The 16,816-nt window shown below is 46.2% G+C and carries 16 protein-coding genes; 9 read left to right on the forward strand and 7 right to left on the reverse strand.

All coding sequences use genetic code 11. The features are described 5' to 3' along the window. Positions 1-27: 27 nt before the first annotated feature. From pfkB to ptsP, 5 genes are all read right to left on the reverse strand, one after another. Complete coding sequence (gene pfkB / locus MTO69_RS07500; protein ID WP_248327971.1) at positions 28-960, reverse strand: 1-phosphofructokinase; 933 nt, start codon at positions 958-960, stop codon at positions 28-30. A 183-nt stretch (positions 961-1,143) separates the two neighbouring features. Beyond that, entirely contained in the window at positions 1,144-1,737 is a 594-nt protein-coding gene (locus MTO69_RS07505) for a KpsF/GutQ family sugar-phosphate isomerase (protein ID WP_248327973.1), read from the reverse strand. A gap of 2 nt (positions 1,738-1,739) precedes the next feature. Beyond that, positions 1,740-2,210 carry a heme-degrading domain-containing protein gene (locus MTO69_RS07510; RefSeq protein ID WP_248327975.1) on the reverse strand — a complete coding sequence of 157 codons (471 nt, stop codon included), beginning with the start codon at positions 2,208-2,210 and terminating at the stop codon, positions 1,740-1,742. Next, on the reverse strand, positions 2,207-3,250 hold the full coding sequence (locus tag MTO69_RS07515; RefSeq protein WP_248327977.1) for a Gfo/Idh/MocA family oxidoreductase: 1,044 nt from the start codon (positions 3,248-3,250) through the stop codon (positions 2,207-2,209). The genes MTO69_RS07510 and MTO69_RS07515 overlap by 4 nt, the downstream gene beginning before the upstream one ends. Positions 3,251-3,318: 68 nt before the next feature. Then, positions 3,319-5,829, reverse strand: coding sequence for a phosphoenolpyruvate--protein phosphotransferase (gene ptsP, locus MTO69_RS07520; protein ID WP_248327979.1), 2,511 nt, complete (start codon positions 5,827-5,829; stop codon positions 3,319-3,321). A gap of 435 nt (positions 5,830-6,264) precedes the next feature. Here ptsP and MTO69_RS07525 point away from each other — a divergent pair, with 435 nt between their 5' ends. From MTO69_RS07525 to MTO69_RS07555, 7 genes are all read left to right on the forward strand, one after another. After that, positions 6,265-7,338: a PTS fructose transporter subunit EIIC gene (locus tag MTO69_RS07525; protein WP_248327981.1), complete on the forward strand. Its 1,074-nt coding sequence runs from the start codon at positions 6,265-6,267 to the stop codon at positions 7,336-7,338. A gap of 97 nt (positions 7,339-7,435) precedes the next feature. Next, entirely contained in the window at positions 7,436-7,759 is a 324-nt protein-coding gene (locus MTO69_RS07530; protein WP_014232156.1) for a PTS fructose-like transporter subunit IIB, read from the forward strand. Between the two features lie 187 nt (positions 7,760-7,946). Then, a complete protein-coding gene (locus MTO69_RS07535; protein ID WP_248327983.1) occupies positions 7,947-10,247 on the forward strand; it encodes a formate C-acetyltransferase in 2,301 nt (766 codons plus the stop codon). Beyond that, positions 10,213-11,091, forward strand: a complete 879-nt coding sequence (locus MTO69_RS07540) for a [formate-C-acetyltransferase]-activating enzyme (protein WP_248327985.1) — start codon at positions 10,213-10,215, stop codon at positions 11,089-11,091. Before MTO69_RS07535 ends, MTO69_RS07540 begins: the two co-directional genes overlap by 35 nt. Positions 11,092-11,093: 2 nt before the next feature. Next, a complete protein-coding gene (locus MTO69_RS07545) occupies positions 11,094-11,951 on the forward strand; it encodes an SDR family oxidoreductase (RefSeq protein WP_248327987.1) in 858 nt (285 codons plus the stop codon). A gap of 50 nt (positions 11,952-12,001) precedes the next feature. Further along, positions 12,002-12,679: a transaldolase family protein gene (locus MTO69_RS07550; protein ID WP_248327989.1), complete on the forward strand. Its 678-nt coding sequence runs from the start codon at positions 12,002-12,004 to the stop codon at positions 12,677-12,679. Positions 12,680-12,799: 120 nt separating this feature from the next. Next, on the forward strand, positions 12,800-13,135 hold the full coding sequence (locus MTO69_RS07555) for a PTS fructose transporter subunit IIB (RefSeq protein WP_348983330.1): 336 nt from the start codon (positions 12,800-12,802) through the stop codon (positions 13,133-13,135). Here the strand turns inward: MTO69_RS07555 and MTO69_RS07560 are convergent. Further along, a complete protein-coding gene (locus MTO69_RS07560; protein ID WP_248327991.1) occupies positions 13,132-14,001 on the reverse strand; it encodes a helix-turn-helix domain-containing protein in 870 nt (289 codons plus the stop codon). The two genes, MTO69_RS07555 and MTO69_RS07560, sit on opposite strands and share 4 nt — an antisense overlap. 247 nt (positions 14,002-14,248) lie before the next feature. Here MTO69_RS07560 and MTO69_RS07565 point away from each other — a divergent pair, with 247 nt between their 5' ends. Next, positions 14,249-15,016 (forward strand): phytanoyl-CoA dioxygenase family protein, encoded by a 768-nt coding sequence (locus MTO69_RS07565; protein WP_248327993.1) that lies wholly within the window; start codon positions 14,249-14,251, stop codon positions 15,014-15,016. A gap of 62 nt (positions 15,017-15,078) precedes the next feature. Continuing rightward, positions 15,079-16,266 (forward strand): mannose-6-phosphate isomerase, class I, encoded by a 1,188-nt coding sequence (gene manA, locus MTO69_RS07570; RefSeq protein WP_248327995.1) that lies wholly within the window; start codon positions 15,079-15,081, stop codon positions 16,264-16,266. A gap of 46 nt (positions 16,267-16,312) precedes the next feature. Here the strand turns inward: manA and MTO69_RS07575 are convergent, their stop codons facing one another. Further along, positions 16,313-16,774, reverse strand: coding sequence for a methyltransferase family protein (locus tag MTO69_RS07575; RefSeq protein ID WP_248327997.1), 462 nt, complete (start codon positions 16,772-16,774; stop codon positions 16,313-16,315). Positions 16,775-16,816 lie beyond the last annotated feature (42 nt).

Consider the following 16,816-nt stretch of genomic DNA (forward strand, 5'->3'; position numbering starts at 1 on the left):
CTCAGCCCCATCTGTCATTTACAACACTTAGGGTCGCACAAGAATTTGCTTGATCATTTGATCAAATAAACTCATCGAGACAACACCAACCCCTACTTGAGAAACCGCCAAAGTTCCTATCGCGGTCGCACTAACAATCTGCCGGTGTGGGTTGTCAAACTGACTCGCCCAACAGAATCCAGCGACCACTGAATCACCAGCCCCAACAGTACTGACGAGTTCGACTTTTGGAGGAGTCGCAACTAAAACTTCGGTTTCAGTCGCCCAAATTAGCCCTTTCTCACCCATCGAAATTAAAACATTATCAATACCAAGCTCTACCAACTCCTTGGCCGCCGTAACACCATCTTCGATTGATTCTACAGGACGTCCAAGAAGCTCAGATGCCTCGTTCTCGTTGGGCTTAATCAACCAAGGTAGGGCAAAAACCCCCTGTTTCAGCATGGCTTTGCTGCTATCAAGAACGACCTTCTTGCCGAGCTGTTTTAGTTCTTGCATCCAACTAGTTACAACGCTTTCATCCATGTTTTCAGGCAGACTACCGGCGAAAATATAACCATCATGGTCTTTTTCCAGCTCTAAAAGCTTGCGATGAAGCCGATCGATATCATCTGGCAATACGGAAAAACCACCAAAATTAATGTCGGTTGTTTCGCCGTTACTGGCGTGGACTTTGATATTGGTACGATTGGTGCCATCCACGCTGACAAACTGCGCATCTAGGTCACTAGCGTCAAACATCTCATCGAACAACTCTTGATTGTTGTGACCAAGGAACCCTGTCAAAGTGACTGATGCGCCAAGATCTGACATCACCTTTGCAACATTTATCCCTTTGCCGGCGGCGTAGCGGTACTGCTCTTTGACGATATTCACTTGATTCACCGCAAAATCTTCCGCTTCAGCTGACAGATCTATCGCGGGATTTAGAGTCACGCTAACCCATTTTATCGGATTCACATCGCCCTCCTTTTATGCAATATACTTGGTTTCGGAATCTCAACCTCAAGGGGCAAGCGCCCTAAAGCATGAACGGTTATGGATTTTTAATAGATTAAGTTATCAACCAACTGCGATATGTAGGCTAGATGTTCGATAAACTAGAATAATGTGCGTCTTTGCTAATATTGAGATATCACGCAATCAACTATTATTGGTTCGCGAGGCTCTTCCTAAATAACCGCCGTGGTGCCTGAGGCCGTACTCTTGTTTGGTGAACCCTTTTACTTGTGAAATAGACACTGAAATCGCATCGCAAATCGCCAGCATTACCGCGATTGTGGTTGTTGGTGCTAAGTTTAGGTGACACGCCTCTTTGTGCTGGCCCATGTTTAGCACATACTCACAATGCTCTCTAAGTTCTGAATCTGGATGCGAAGTAATACCAACGATATGTCGGACGCCAAGGTGGCGAGCGAGCTCTAAGATCTCAATCACCTCTCGCGATTTACCACTAGTTGAACAGGCGACTAGGATATCGTTACTGTTTACGATACCAAGATCACCATGAGCGGCTTCCGCTGCGTGAAGGAACACAGCCGGACTACCCGTGGAACTTAACGTCGCGGCCATCTTTTTCGCAATCAACCCCGCCTTACCTATCCCTGTGGTAATGACTTTACTGTCACACTCTAGGATTAGCTTTGCCACCTTCTCGTAGTTGTCATCGACTTCGATACTCGCAATGGCGGCCGCTTCTTGAGCGATTACATCACGTGCCCTTTGTAATATGTCCATGGTTACACCCTTTCACCTGCGAGATACTCAGTAATGGTATCTACCACCAACTTGTGATCTTCATACTGAGGAAGGCCAGACACGGAGATAGAACCAACTACACCTACGCCTCGAATAATCAAGGGAAAACTACCACCGTAGGGAGCAAACTCTTTGCCATCCACTAAGGACGCTTGTTCAATGGTTTTACCTTTTGCCTTGTAGTACTGGCCCATATACCATGAGCTATGCCCGTAACGGTCGACCACATTGCGCTTGCGCTCAATCCAACATTGATTGTCACGAGCCGTGTCAGGCATGGCAAAACTAAACAAGCGATGGCTGTTACGGACGATCTCGATAGCCACATTAACCTGTTTCGTCTCAGCACGCCTTTTGATCAAGCTGCCCAGTTCCCAGGCCGTTTGGTTGTTAAACGCTTCGAACTGCAGTTCAGCTTCTTGCGCCAATAGTTGGTTTAGATCGGTAATCATAGTAGCTCCTGTAATTTCACTCGACGCTTCTCTTTAGCACTTAAATAAGCTGCTTCAATCACTGCAATAACACTCAAAGCTTCTTGCGCAGGAACGGGCTCAGGATGACCGTGGCGAATAGACTTAGCCAATTGATGATAGAAGTTTTGATAGCAACCAAGCTCAGTCGTAACACGACTCTGGACGCCATTTACATCTGTATACTGGCCATAAAGATCTTCGCTTTCGCTACCCCAACCTGGAGTTCTGGGGCCTTTCTTCTCGCGCAGGAAGTCCTCTTGGCTATCCATACCATATTTAATCAAGCTGCCATTGTGGGCAAAAATCTGGAATCTTGGCCCTTCTGTCGTGCTCAAACAGTTGCCATGGACAATCACTTCGCACTCTGGATAGTGGAGCACTAAATGAAAGTGGTCGACAGCCTCTGCTCCCGTCCTCTGATTACGCAATATGCCTGTCACTTCATCTGGGGTGCCAAACAGCGCGATGGATTGATCGATTAAGTGCGCGCCTAAATCATAAAGAATGCCGGCACCAGGAACGTCTTGTTCTCGCCAACGAACTTTCACCTCTGGGCGATATCGGTTGTAACTGGAATAAAAAGTATGAATACCTTCGAGCTTGCCTTCACTAATCAGTTTTTTGATAGTGATAAAGTCGCCATCAAAACGACGACTTTGATAAACCGTCAGTACCTTGCCCGAGGTAGTCTGAATATCCAAAAGCGCTTTACCCTCTTGGTATGACACGGAAAACGGCTTTTCTACCACTACATGCTTGCCCGCCTGCAGTGATGCCATAGCCTGCGGCACATGCAAATGATTAGGTGTCGAGACCACGACAAGTTCAATGTCGGCGCGTTCAAGCATAGTTTCGAGGTTCGGATAAACCTCTGCATTCGGAAGTTGGGCTTTTACTTTTTGTTCGTCGCTAGAGACAACCGCCTTAAGGTCGTACTGTGGACAATCGCTGATAATTGGCGCTTGAAAACACTGCCCCGATATACCGAAGCCAACTAAACCGACTTTAATTGTTTCCATCAAATGATCCTTATAAAAAAGGCTGTGACTCCGGAGAGCGCCACAGCCAAAGCATAAACGGGGGTAACTTATGCGAGCTCAAGCTCTTGTTTCAACAGTGCTTCAACTTGAGTATCACTGCTTGCAGTCATTAACTGCTCCCTAAAGTCTGCATGCATGATTTTGCGCGCAAGTTTAGAGAAAATCTTCATATGTTGGTCACCAGCAGCGTGTTTGTTCAGAGTCAGCATGATGATGAACTGTGCTTCTTCATCGCCCCAAGCAATTGGTTTCGCTAAACGACACACGCTAATTGCAGACTGCTCAATGTGCTCACTCTTGGTGTGAGGAATCGCAAAACCAAACCCTAACCCAGTAGAGAACACATCCTCACGAGCCCATAAGTCGTCAGCCAATTTATTCGGATAACGACAACGGCCAGTAATAAACAAGTTGTCTGCGAGCGTCTTAATCACTTCTTCTTTACTACGCAAATCTCGATCAAGGCTGATGCAGTCTTTCGACACCATAGGCGCCTCGGTTTGAGTCATGCGGAACTGGGCGAGAACATGCTCAACTTCCTGAACAGTGCGACACTCCATAGCGCGGTTAAGCAGTTGGCGACATTCACGACTATCAAGCTTAGAAATTCGCTCTTTAGTTGCTGCTATACTTGGCGCACTCATACTGATTTCATCCAAGCCTAAGCCAACCAATAGCGGCAGAACGGAACCTTTCGCACCTAGCTCGCCACAAAGGCCAATCCACTTACCATGACGATGTACTTCACGTACTACATGGTCAAGGGTGCGCAAGAATGCAGGGTTCAAGCTGTTGTAGTTTTTGGCAACTTTAGCGTTGTCACGGTCAACCGCCATTAGGTATTGAGTCAGGTCGTTTGAACCAATCGAGAAGAAATCGATCTCTTCACAGCACTGGTCAATAATGAAAGCGACGGAAGGAACTTCAAGCATTATGCCCAGTGGCACGCGCTCGGCAAAAGGAACGTCTTCTTTGCGCAGCTCTTGGCGCACTTCTGCTAGGACATCTTTCACCCAAAGTATCTCTTCCATTGACGAGATCATTGGAATCATAATCTTCAAGTTGCCGTGAGCCGAAGCGCGTAAGATGGCACGCAGCTGAGTCTTGAACATTTCAATAAACTCAGGGTAGATACGAACCGCACGGTAACCTAAGAATGGGTTATTTTCAGCTGGGATATTGAGGTAATCCACTGGCTTATCGCCACCAATATCAATGGTACGGATAATGATAGATTTGCCATTCGCCGCCTCACAAGCCTGACAGAAGATGTTGTACAGTTCGTTCTCATCTGGTGCAGATGTTCTGTCCATGTAGAGCATCTCTGTACGGAACAGACCTACCGCTTCCGCCCCGTGAGCAAAGGCTTGTGGCGCCTCTACTGAGTGAGCTATGTTCGCTGCTACTTCTAACACTTTGCCATCGGCCGTTGTTGCTGCTAAGTCGCGGTATTTGGCTTGGCGTGTCGCCACAATCTCTTTTACTTTTTGCTCTTGAGCATAATAACGCTCTACCGCTTCAGTAATATCTGTCACTACCGCACCTAAGTGACCATCCACAATCACCTGTTTACCCATAAACTCACCTAACTTAGCCGCATCTAAACCGACAATCGTTGGGATAGCAAAAGAGCGCGCCAAGATAACAGTGTGCGAAGTGCTGCCGCCGTGAGATAGAATCAAGCCTTTAAGCAGGGATTTGTCTAGCTCGAGGAACTGACTTGGCGTTAGGTCGTCAGCTAAACATACTGTTGGCTCATTAAGCTGAGTTTGGCTAGCAAATCGCTCGTCACCATAAATGCTTTGCAGTAATTGATAGCAAACATCGCGAATGTCTAACTCACGCTCACGCATGTAGCTGCTAGACGAGTTCTTCATCATCTCACCAAAGTGTTTTGCTGTCGCGATGATGGCATCCGCACAGCTTTGACCTTCGATCAAGTTACCTTTGGTGGTTTGCTGAAACTCTTCGTCTTTAGCGATTGAAAGGTGAGCTTTTAGCACTTCCCCTTCGGTATGCTCAGCGGCTTTGAGTTGAATTGAAATCGATTTAATTACTGACTCCAACCCATTTTGCATTTGCAGTTGTTCTTCACTGAGCGCTAACGCAGGTGGAAGATTGTCTAGATTGTCGAAGTTAACCGCCCCCATAATAGTAAGGGCACCGCGACCAATACCTTCACTCACTGCACGGCCACGCTCATTTGCCACTTCTAGATTAGAGAAGTTACGCGGTAGCGGTGCTAGTTCAGCATCGTCAGCACTCTCATTGTTTTGTAGCGGAGCGTCACAGTGTGGGAACTCGTTAACGATGAACTGTTTAAGCTGGTTAATGGCAGACTCTTCATCTTGGCCATCAATGGTAATTAAACACTCATCACCAAGCAGCGTATCCGTACCGATAAGGGAAAGAACGCTTTTGGCGTTACCACTCATACCTGTGCGTTTATTTTGCCAAGTAATGTCAGAAGAAAATTGATTGCAAAGCGCTTCGACATGACTCGCTGGACGAGCATGAACACCATTTGGTAGCTCGCAAGAGAAAGAAAAAGTTTTCATTACATATTGTCCTTGTACTGCTAGGCGATAGGCCCGAGTTGATGTAACAACAATAACAAATCATCACACTCCAGCCATTGGACAAAAATACTAAATACTGGATTTTTGTAATATCAAAGATTAAGTGTGAACGAAATCAAATTTACTATCTCTTTTGTGAGCCAGTACACTTTAAGTACTAGAGAAACAAAAAAGACAACACTTAAGCTTTTGTTTTATAAGAATATAACCCACGAGAAGACCATTTAACGCTAATCTGGACAAAAATGTAGATGGAGATCAAATTTTGCCTGCACTCTAACAATTATCCAGTAAATAGCATAAAAATCCTCTAACTAGACAGCACAAATGCTCACTATATTAGATTCAAAGCCCGGGCAGCTAAACCAACGTGAAACAGATTCTATATATGCAATTTGACCCAAGGAGAGGTCTATGAATGATTTAATCACAATTTTGAAGGACACCAGAAGACATCTGATGACTGGTGTATCTCATATGATCCCATTTGTGGTAGCTGGCGGTATCCTACTTGCTGCGTCAGTTATGATGTATGGTGAAGGTGCCGTTCCAGAAGAAGGGACATGGTTACACGATCTATTCTTCATCGGTGTGGCGGGTTTCCAACTCATGGTGCCAATCCTAGCTGCTTATATCGGCTACTCCATCGCAGACCGTTCAGCGCTAGCTCCTTCTGCCATCGCCGCTTTTATTGGCGCTAACATGTACAACACTGGCTTCTTCGGTGCGATCTTCGCAGGTCTACTTGGTGGTATCGTCGTCTTCTACTTGAAGAAGATAAAAGTACCCGCTTTTGCTCGCTCCATCATGCCTATCTTTGTTATTCCAATCATAGGTACCTTTATTACAGCAGGCGCTATTGTATGGGGTATTGGTGAGCCAATTGGTGCAGCAACAGCTTCGCTAACTGACTTCCTAAAGAGCATGCAGAATGAAAGCATCGTGGTACTTGCTATCATCATGGGTTGTATGATCGCTTTCGATATGGGTGGGCCGGTCAACAAAGTCGCTTATGCATTCGTTATCTTGTGTGTCGGCGAAGGCATCTACAACGTCGCGGGTATCTCTTCAGTAGCCGTAGCGGTTCCTTCTATCGGTATGGGCTTAGCAACCTTCATCAACAAGAAACTCTACGACTCAAGTGAGCAAGAAGCAGGTCGCGCATCAATCCTAATGGGTACTATGGGTATCACTGAAGGTGCAATCCCATTCGCCGCCGGCGACCCACTACGTGTTATCCCATCAATCATGATCGGTACCGCAGCAGGTGCAGTAACGGCAGCAGTAATCGGTGTGGAGAGCTACGCAGCTTGGGGTGGCCTAATTGTTCTACCCGTTGTTGAAGGTCGCGTCGGATTTATTGCAGCGCTAGCCGTCGGTTCAATCGTCACTGCGCTATTGGTTAACTTCCTAAAGGCACGTCGCCCGGTGCTTGAAGAGTCAAAAGAAGAATCTAACGACTTAGACCTAGATATCAAAATCGGTTAATTACCCAATCCTATCAAAACTCAAAACAAAACTTGCAAGGCGCGCTCTCTTTTACTTAGCGCCTTGCCCTCCAGACTGAAATTTAAGGAAATTAATTATGACTAGTATCGTAGCAGTAACAGCGTGCCCATCAGGTGTAGCACATACGTACATGGCAGCAGAAGCGATCGACGCAGCAGCAAAAGCAAAAGGCTGGACATGTGAAGTGGAAACTCAAGGCTCTATCGGTATCGAAAACGAATTGACTGCTGCAGCCATTGAAGCCGCTGACGTGGTTATCTTAACTAAAGACATAGACATCAAAAATAGCGAACGCTTTGAAGGTAAGACAGTGGTGAGTATCGGTGTTAGCGACGCAGTTAAGCGAGCTGCAGCAGTAATGGATAAGATTGAAGCTCATCTAGCAAATGTAACGGCTTAATAGGACATTAAGCACTTTCCTCTAAAGGCTCACTCCCCTCCTCCTTGGAGGGGAGGTCTAACACCAACGAGTAATGATACCAAAGTGACCGACGCTGAGACATCCGCACACGGTGACTTCGTTATAAATATTCAAAACACCAAAACGCTCAACAACCGTATTACTGGTAATGCAAGGAGCCACGCAAATGAGCACCCCAAGAATTGAACGCCTCAAGTCAGCACTGTTTGAATCACAACGTGAAATCTCACTTGAGCGCGCATTGCTTTACACACAAAGTCATAAAACAACCGAAGGTGAACACACGCTTATTCGTCGTGCAAAAGCCACCGCTTATGTTCTCGATAATGTCGAAATTTCTATCCGTGAAGATGAGTTGATTGCCGGTAACCGAACAGTGAAAGCACGTGCAGGTATTGCCTCTCCAGAGATGGACCCATACTGGATTGAGAAAGAGCTCGATATCTTCGCTACTCGCCCTCAAGATAAGTTTTTTATCTCAGAACAAGATAAAGCCGTTTACCGTGACGAGCTACTGGCTTACTGGTCAGAACGTTCAATGAAAGATTTCATCAACTCGCAAATCCCATCTGAAGTTAAAGATGCCGTGGCGCAAAAAATCTTTAGCGTCAACCAAACAGATAAAGGCCAAGGCCATATCATCATAGACTTTGATCGTTTGCTAGAACACGGCTTAGGTTCACTGCTGGATGAGATGCAAGGCCTAGCGTTAAGTAACCCAGACAATGAGTTCTATCAATCTGTGGTGCTATTGCTGGAAGCCTCTATTCGTCATATCTATCGATACGCTGATCTTGCGCAGAACATGGCAGAAGCGTGTGATGATGTGGAGCGCAAAGCAGAACTCGTTAAGATCGCTAATATTTCTCAGAAAATCGCTACCAGGAAGCCGCAAGGTTTCTACGAGGCCTGTCAGCTATTTTGGTACATGAACATTGTTCTGCAATACGAATCTAATGCAAGTTCTCTATCTTTAGGTCGCTTTGACCAGTACATGATGCCGTTCTATCAAGCATCTATTGATGCAGGAGAATCTCCGGCATTCCTAAAAGAGCTATTAGAAAGTCTATGGATTAAAACCAACGATATCGTTCTGCTACGCTCTTCTGGCAGTGCTAAGTTCTTCGCAGGTTTCCCTACCGGTTACACCATCTTACTTGGCGGACTAACTGACACAGGTAAAAGTGCGGTTAACCCACTATCTAGCCTATGTTTAGACGCATATCAAAGCGTACAGCTACCACAACCAAACCTTGGTGTACGTGTTAATGAGTTCATTGACCGTGGCTTCTTAATGAAAACTGCTGAAACCATTCGTTTAGGTACCGGTATCCCGCAAATCTTCAACGATGAAGTCGTCGTTCCTGCCTTCTTGAACCGTGGTGTTTCACTGGAAGACTCGCGTGATTACTCAGTTGTTGGTTGCGTTGAATTATCTATCCCAGGTAAGACTTACGGCCTGCATGACATCGCGATGTTCAACCTGCTCAAAGTGATGGAACTCACCATGCAGCGCAATCAGGATAATCCAGATATCAGCTTTGATAACTTGGTTGAGCAGATTCGCACTGACATCAAACACTACGTAAAACTCATGGTCGAAGGCTCAAACATCTGTGATGTTGGCCACCGTGACTGGGCTCCAGTGCCTCTACTATCATCATTCATTCGCGACTGTATCGAGAACGGCAAAGACATCACTTACGGCGGCGCGCGCTATAACTTCTCTGGTGTGCAAGGTATTGGTATTGCCAACCTATCAGATTCACTACAAGCATTAAAACGCTTTGTTTTTGAAGAGCAACGTCTGAGTTTTGCTCAATTTATCGACGTGCTAAACGCCAACTTCGATGTTCCTGAAGGTGACAAGATTCGCACTCGCCTAATGAACAAGTACGAGAAGTATGGCAACGATATTGATGAGGTTGACAACCTAGGTGCTGAGCTTCTACGCCTTTTCTGTAAAGAGGTAGAGAAGTATGACAACCCGCGCGGTGGTCAGTTTACTCCGGGCTCTTACACCGTTTCAGCGCACGTACCGCTAGGTGCTGTTGTTGGCGCGACTGCAGATGGCCGTTTAGCTGGAGAACAACTCGCAGATGGCGGCCTGTCACCTATGCTGGGTAAGGATCAACTTGGCCCTACGGCAGTACTGAAATCAGTAAGCAAACTAGACAATTACCTACTTTCGAACGGCAGCCTACTCAACGTTAAGTTCACGCCTGCCACCCTAGAAGGTCAAACGGGACTAAGCAAACTGTCTGACTTCTTGCGCGCGTTTATGAAGCTAAAACTTCAACACGTTCAGTTCAACGTGCTCAATGCGGAAACGCTAAAAGCAGCGCAGCAAAAACCTGAAGATTACGCGGGCCTGGTGGTTCGTGTCGCGGGCTACAGCGCATTCTTTGTTGAATTATCGAAAGAGATTCAAGATGACATCATTCGCCGAACCGCACATGAGCTGTAATTCAGAACCAAACGATCAAGCGAGCAGCGGCCGGATATTCAATATCCAGCGCTACTCGCTACACGACGGCACTGGTATCCGTACCGTCGTGTTCTTTAAAGGCTGCCCATTAAGCTGCCCATGGTGTGCTAACCCAGAATCGCGTTCGCACCGGACCACTTACCTGCGCCGAACATCCAAGTGTATTGATTGTGAAACCTGTGCCATGGATGTCGATGAGTGTCCAAGTGGCGCTTGGGAGCAAGTCGGGACAAATATGACCTTGGATGAAGTGATTGCTGAGGTGACCAAAGATGACGTTTTCTTCAACACTTCAAATGGCGGCATTACTTTGTCAGGTGGCGAAGTGTTAACTCAGCCTAAGTTTGCTATTGAGTTACTCAGCAAATTGAAGGCTATGGGATTTAGAACCGCTATTGAAACCTCGGGACACGGTAACACGAAGCAACTGCTTAAAATTGGTCAGTCGTGTGATGAAGTGCTGTTCGACTTTAAAATCATGGACCCACAACGGGCCAAAACCGTGATTGGGATTAATCTGGAACTGGTTTTAAACAACTTCCGCCAATTGGTAGAACAAGGGACGAACGTCGTCCCTCGCCTACCCCTTATCCCAGGTTACACCCTAGACCTCATTAACACTGACCGGGTGCTCAACTTCTTACGCCCGTTCAATCTTAACGAAATTCATTTGCTGCCATTTCATCAATATGGCGCAAACAAATACCAAACCTTGGGGATGGAGTATCTACTCGAAGACGTTCCGGTTCCGAGTAAAACAGAGGTGGAAAGCATACGCCAACACGTTGCGGCACAAGGCTACCACGTCATCATTGGAGGATAAATATGACTAAGAAAATACTCATTACTGGCGCAAACGGCTTCTTCGGCACTCGTTTTATTAACCGCTACCAAGGCGAGTTTGAAATCCTTGGCCTAGACGTTGAACAGCTCGATATCACAGACAACCAAGCGGTTGTCGCTACTTTTGCTGACTTCCAACCAGATTACGTAATCCACGCTGCGGCGATTGCGGTGACAGACTTCTGTAACAAACATCCTGATGTCGCACACAAGGTCAATGTTCAAGGCGCGATCAACGTAGCAAAAGCGTGTAAAGAGCACGGTGCCAAACTGGTGTTTATCTCTACAGAGCAAGTGTTTAACGGTAACCCCGAGAAAGGTCCATACAGCGAATTAGACCAACCAGTGCCAGATACCGTGTACGGTCAGAACAAACTAGAGGCAGAGAAGGAGCTAGCAAGTATTCTCGACGAGATGTGGGTACTGCGCTTTACCTGGCTATTTGGCCTTCCTGAACGTAACACAACCATCAACCCGAACGTGGTTTGGAACACACTACAAGCGCTAATTAACGGGCAGGTGATGCAAGAACGTCGCAATGAATTCCGTGGTCTAACTTACGTACACGAGCTTATCGAGCAGTTCCCGAAGATCTTCACGATTCCTTACGGTACCTACCACACAGGTGCACATAACCCAGCAAGCCGTTATGAGATTGCAGAGCACATTCTCACAGAGCTAGGCCAACAAGAGCGCTTAAATGAACTGTTAGAAGCCGCGGATGCACCCAAAACACGTGATGTACGTTTAGACACAAGCAAACTCGCCGACCAAGGGGTAGCCTTTACCGAGAGTAAAGAGGCAATTACCCAGTGCTTGAAAGAATTTTACTTTGTTTAAATTTGTTTGGCTGCGCGGCGCGTAGCCTAGCCCAATTTAGGAGCAATACCATGATTTACATGCTAGATACCGCAGACCTTAAAGCAATTCGCAAAGCGGTCGATCTTTACCCTTTGGCTGGGGTAACGACTAACCCATCCATTATCGCTAAAGAGAACCGCCCTCTCAAAGAGATCCTTTTGGATATCCGTGAGTGTATTGGTGAAGAGCGTATGCTACATGCCCAGGTGATGGGTAAAGACGCAGAGACAATGCTTGAAGAAGCTAAAGCTCTGAAAACGTTTGATAACAACATCATCGTAAAAGTGCCAGCAACTCCTCAGGGCATCAAAGCGATGAAACTTATCCACGCAGAGGGCATTCGTATCACCGCAACGGCTATTCTTACGCCTCAGCAAGCGCTAATGGCAGCGGTTGCTGGCGCAGAGTTTCTAGCTCCTTACGTAAACCGTCTAGACAACATCTGTAGCGATGGTGTGAATGTCGCGGCTGAGATGGTGGCACTGATCGACACTTATGACTTGAATGCCAAAGTTCTCGGTGCATCATTTAAAAACGTGCAGCAAGTTCATCAATTGTCTCTAGTAGGCGCACACTCTGTAACGATTGCACCAGACGTATTTGACCAACTGTTGGTTCATCCACTGACAGACTCGGGTGTTGCAGGCTTTGTTGCAGATTGGGAAGAGGTTTATGGGAAAGATACCACGGTGCTAGACGTACTATAGTGTGATCTAGTTCTTAGTTTTGGTCGCTGGATATCAAAACCCAAAAATTAAAACCAATCGCATGCCCAATGATATTACAATCACTGGGCATTACCTTATCACTAGAAAACAGACCGCATTATGAAAATCGTTGGAGTTACTGCGTGCATCAGTGGCGTAGCACACACCTACATGGCTGCCGAAGCACTAGAAAAAGCCTGTAAAAAAGCGGGATATAAGATCTCAGTTGAAACTCAAGGAGCACTGGGTAGCGAGAACCAACTTGATGAGTCTGATATCGCAGAAGCCGATGTTGCGGTCATTATTGCCGATATCAATATTGACGGTGTCGAACGATTCAGCCAAACACGGATTGTGCGTTGTTCCATTGCGCATTTTTTGAAAAATAGCATCGAAGTCCTTCAGGCGATTGAAAAAATACGCAACGCACCACCTAATGCAGAGCTTATCCTCTAATCTGCAGGCGTGGGACTTGTACTTAGATACTGCGCGCGATACTCCGACGGTGAGCGTGCAGTTTGATTTCTAAACACTCGACAAAAATAGTTACTATCCTTAAACCCGCAGCGATGCGCGACCTCTTTCACCTTCATATCGTATTCAATCAACAAGTACTTGGCGCGCTCTAAACGGACATGGTTTAAATATTCGTTGAACTTAAGTTGCCCCTCTTTCTGAAACAACTGAGACAAATAGTTCGGTGAGACATAAAAATGCTGAGCCACCGACTCACGCGTCAAAGACTCATGATAGTGTTGCTCAAGATGTTCCCTCACCGCTTCAAATAGCGCATGGCTTTTAGATGGTGTCTCAACCGGGCGTTCAATCAGATCAAGAATATGGCTAAACAGTGAACCCACCAATAAACGCTTAGTGCCCTGACTTTCGGGTTGCTTGATCAACTCTTCGATAGCATTAAGGATAAAGGTACCGATACGAGGGCCGCGACGAAGGACACTCTCTTTGATCGCTGAGTCAAATTGTTCACCATCCCAACTCAATAAACTCATACCAAAGCTCTGCTTGCCCGCCATTACCGTTAGAGTCACGACAGGCTTGTTCCACAAAGGCTTATTCCAGCTTTCTGCGGGTAGGTACAACACACCACCCTGTTTTAGCGTGTACTGAGTATCAACACCCATGCTATTGCCTACTTCCATATCCAACTCGCCCACCAACACCATTTCTACACGAGGAAAGTGAACCTGATAAGCCAAAGGCGGAGGTTTGGGCAGATTGCCAGCAAAGTAGACATCGCTGATCGCTTCCGTCTGTTTCGCATAATATTCAAGTGCTTCTAGTAAATATGTTTTGTCTAGCATGGTTGATTATCTGTATGAGTTTTCATTCCACCCAAATATAGGGTAATTGAGCCTTAAAGCATTGTAGCTATTAACCTCCAACAAGATATTCGAGCAATAACCTTAAGGATATGTGTTAAATCACACTTTGTTCAATAGTCAACAAATATCCAGTATTTCGAACAATTCCCCTACTTATAAAACGCGTAATGTCCATTATTTTGGTGGTTGAAGTCAGCACTAAAAATAATATTAAAAGGTACCCTACATGACACAAATCGCTCAAACGCATTTAAACGCGCTCGGTGCAGATCTTGAACTGTCTCCACAGATGATCTACGAGCTAGACACCCTAGGTTTCACCGTCATTCACAACGTAGTCGATGAAGATTGGCTTGAAGAGATGCGTCGAACTATCGACATGCTCGTTGAACGAGAAGGCGAAAACTTGGCGATCGAACATCACCAAGAGGAAGGCGTAACAAGAGTCGCGAACCTGATCAATAAAGGCACCGTGTGGGAAAAGGTCTGGGCACACCCGCTTGCTCTCGCTGCCTGTAAACACATCTTTGGTGGCGCTTTTAAAATATCTAGCCTCAACGCGCGCGAAGCGCATCCTGACTGTGGTCATCAACCGCTGCATGCTGATTGGAAGAAACCACGTCCTGACTTTCCTAAAGTTCACTTAGTTAACTCTATTTGGGCGATTGACGACCTAACTCGTGAGAATGGTGCACCGCGAATTATCCCCGGCACTCACCTACGACCAGAGTTACCTGAAGAGGTCTTGGAAGATGTCGAAGGGGCCCATCCAGACGAAATCTATCTAGAGTGCCCAGCGGGCAGCGTGATGATTTTCAACGCTCACACCTGGCATGGTGGAACCATAAACTATGCGGGAACACGCCGCAGAGTGCTGCATGGTTTGTATATCGACCGTGATGATGCAGCACAACAAGACCAGCAAAAATGGCTCACGGAGCATACCGCTAGCCGCTTAACTCCAGCTCAAAAATGGCTACTGGATGTAGAGTAATTAAAGCCAAGGGTTAGCCGTTCACTACGAATGGTTAACCGATTGAAATAGAGAGACTTAACATGTCGATATATAAGCTTAGCAACGTCATTCAAACCTATGATTGGGGTAGCCTCACTTCTCTCAATGAGATGTTTAATATCGAAAACCCCCAACACTCACCGCAAGCAGAAATGTGGATGGGAACTCATCCTAGAGGGTGTTCAAAAGTCGCAGACAAAGGTATCGCGTTGAGTGAGTTAGTGGTCGAAGACACTCCGAACATGCTTGGACGCTACACCGCAATGCGTTTTGGCGAATTGCCATATCTACTTAAAGTCATCGCGGCCGATTCACCACTCTCTATCCAAGTTCATCCTAGCAAAACAAAGGCAGAGCAGGGCTTTCAGCGCGAAGAACAGCTAGGAATTCCTATCGATGCCAGCAACCGAAACTATAAAGATGACAACCACAAACCAGAGTTGGTTTACGCACTGACCTTTTTTCTTGCCCTGAATGGGTTTAGACCGATTTCAGAGATCATCTCTTTGTTTAAAGAGCTCAACCTCCATTCGATTAATACAATATTGCAATCATTGCTCGCTCAGCCAAATGAGAGCGGTTTGAAAGGCTTCTTCAAGCACATCATGACATTGTCGGGACAGGATAAACAACAGGCATTAGCAGAACTAAACTCTGCCCTGACACGGCCCGCCAAAAGTCGACTGGCAAGAGAAGCATTTCACACCATCAAAAAACTATCTGAGCACTACCAAGATGATGTTGGTTTGTTCGCACCGCTTCTGCTCAACATAATCGAACTCGCTCCAGGAGAAGCTATGTTCCTTCATGCAGAAACGCCACATGCGTATCTGTCAGGCACGGCATTAGAGATCATGGCTAACTCAGACAACGTTTTACGCGCAGGATTGACTTCCAAGCACATAGATACAGTAGAGTTACTCAACAATGTAACCTTTACTAGCACGCCAACATCCAGTTTGATTCTGGCGCCGGTGGAAAAGGCATCAAGGTTGAGCTATCCAGTTCCAGTCGATGACTTTTGCTTCGATATTGTCAGTTCAACTGAGAGTGCCCAAACTCTCTATGTAAGAAGTGCAGAAGTTCTTTTTTGCCTTGACGGCGAAGTGCTGATAGAGACTCCACAGAGCAGCATATCTTTGATCAAAGGCGAGTCTGCATTCATTTCTAACGATTCTCTGTGTTACAAACTTAGTCAAACAGGGACTCTTGCTAGAGCATATAACTAACCACTAGTGGGATTAACACGTTATTAGTCTGACGAGCTAATCCCTTTTATATCCAGCGCCTCACTCGCTGTTTGTAATCTTTGTACTCAACACCGAATAACGTTTCCAGCGCTCGCTCTTCGGGTTGGATTTGGAAACGGTTCATGTACAGCACAAAACCAAAACTGAAAGCAATCGACAAGATATTCTGTTGCCAGTACGCAAAGCCAAAAATAAGCAAAAATAGCCCCAAATACATTGGATTACGTGAGTAGGCAAAAATGCCGCTATCGACGACGGTTGAGGCCGAGTGGACTTTCACCGGATTCACTGTGGTTTTGGCGCGGCGAAACTCTATGATCCCTGCTAGCCCTACCACACCGGAGGCGACAAAGCAGAGCAGAAATACCATATTGCTCAATGGTAACGGGTAGCGAAATGCCAAGAATTCGTGGCTAATTTGATTGATTGCGACAATAAACAACACAAACAGTGCCACCGGCGGGATTTTTGTCTCAAGTGCTTGCATGATAAGTCCTGTTTACTAGGGTCTGTTGACCCAATAAAAAAA

It is taken from the genome of Vibrio sinaloensis, from assembly GCF_023195835.1.
GTDB lineage: Bacteria > Pseudomonadota > Gammaproteobacteria > Enterobacterales > Vibrionaceae > Vibrio > Vibrio sinaloensis_C.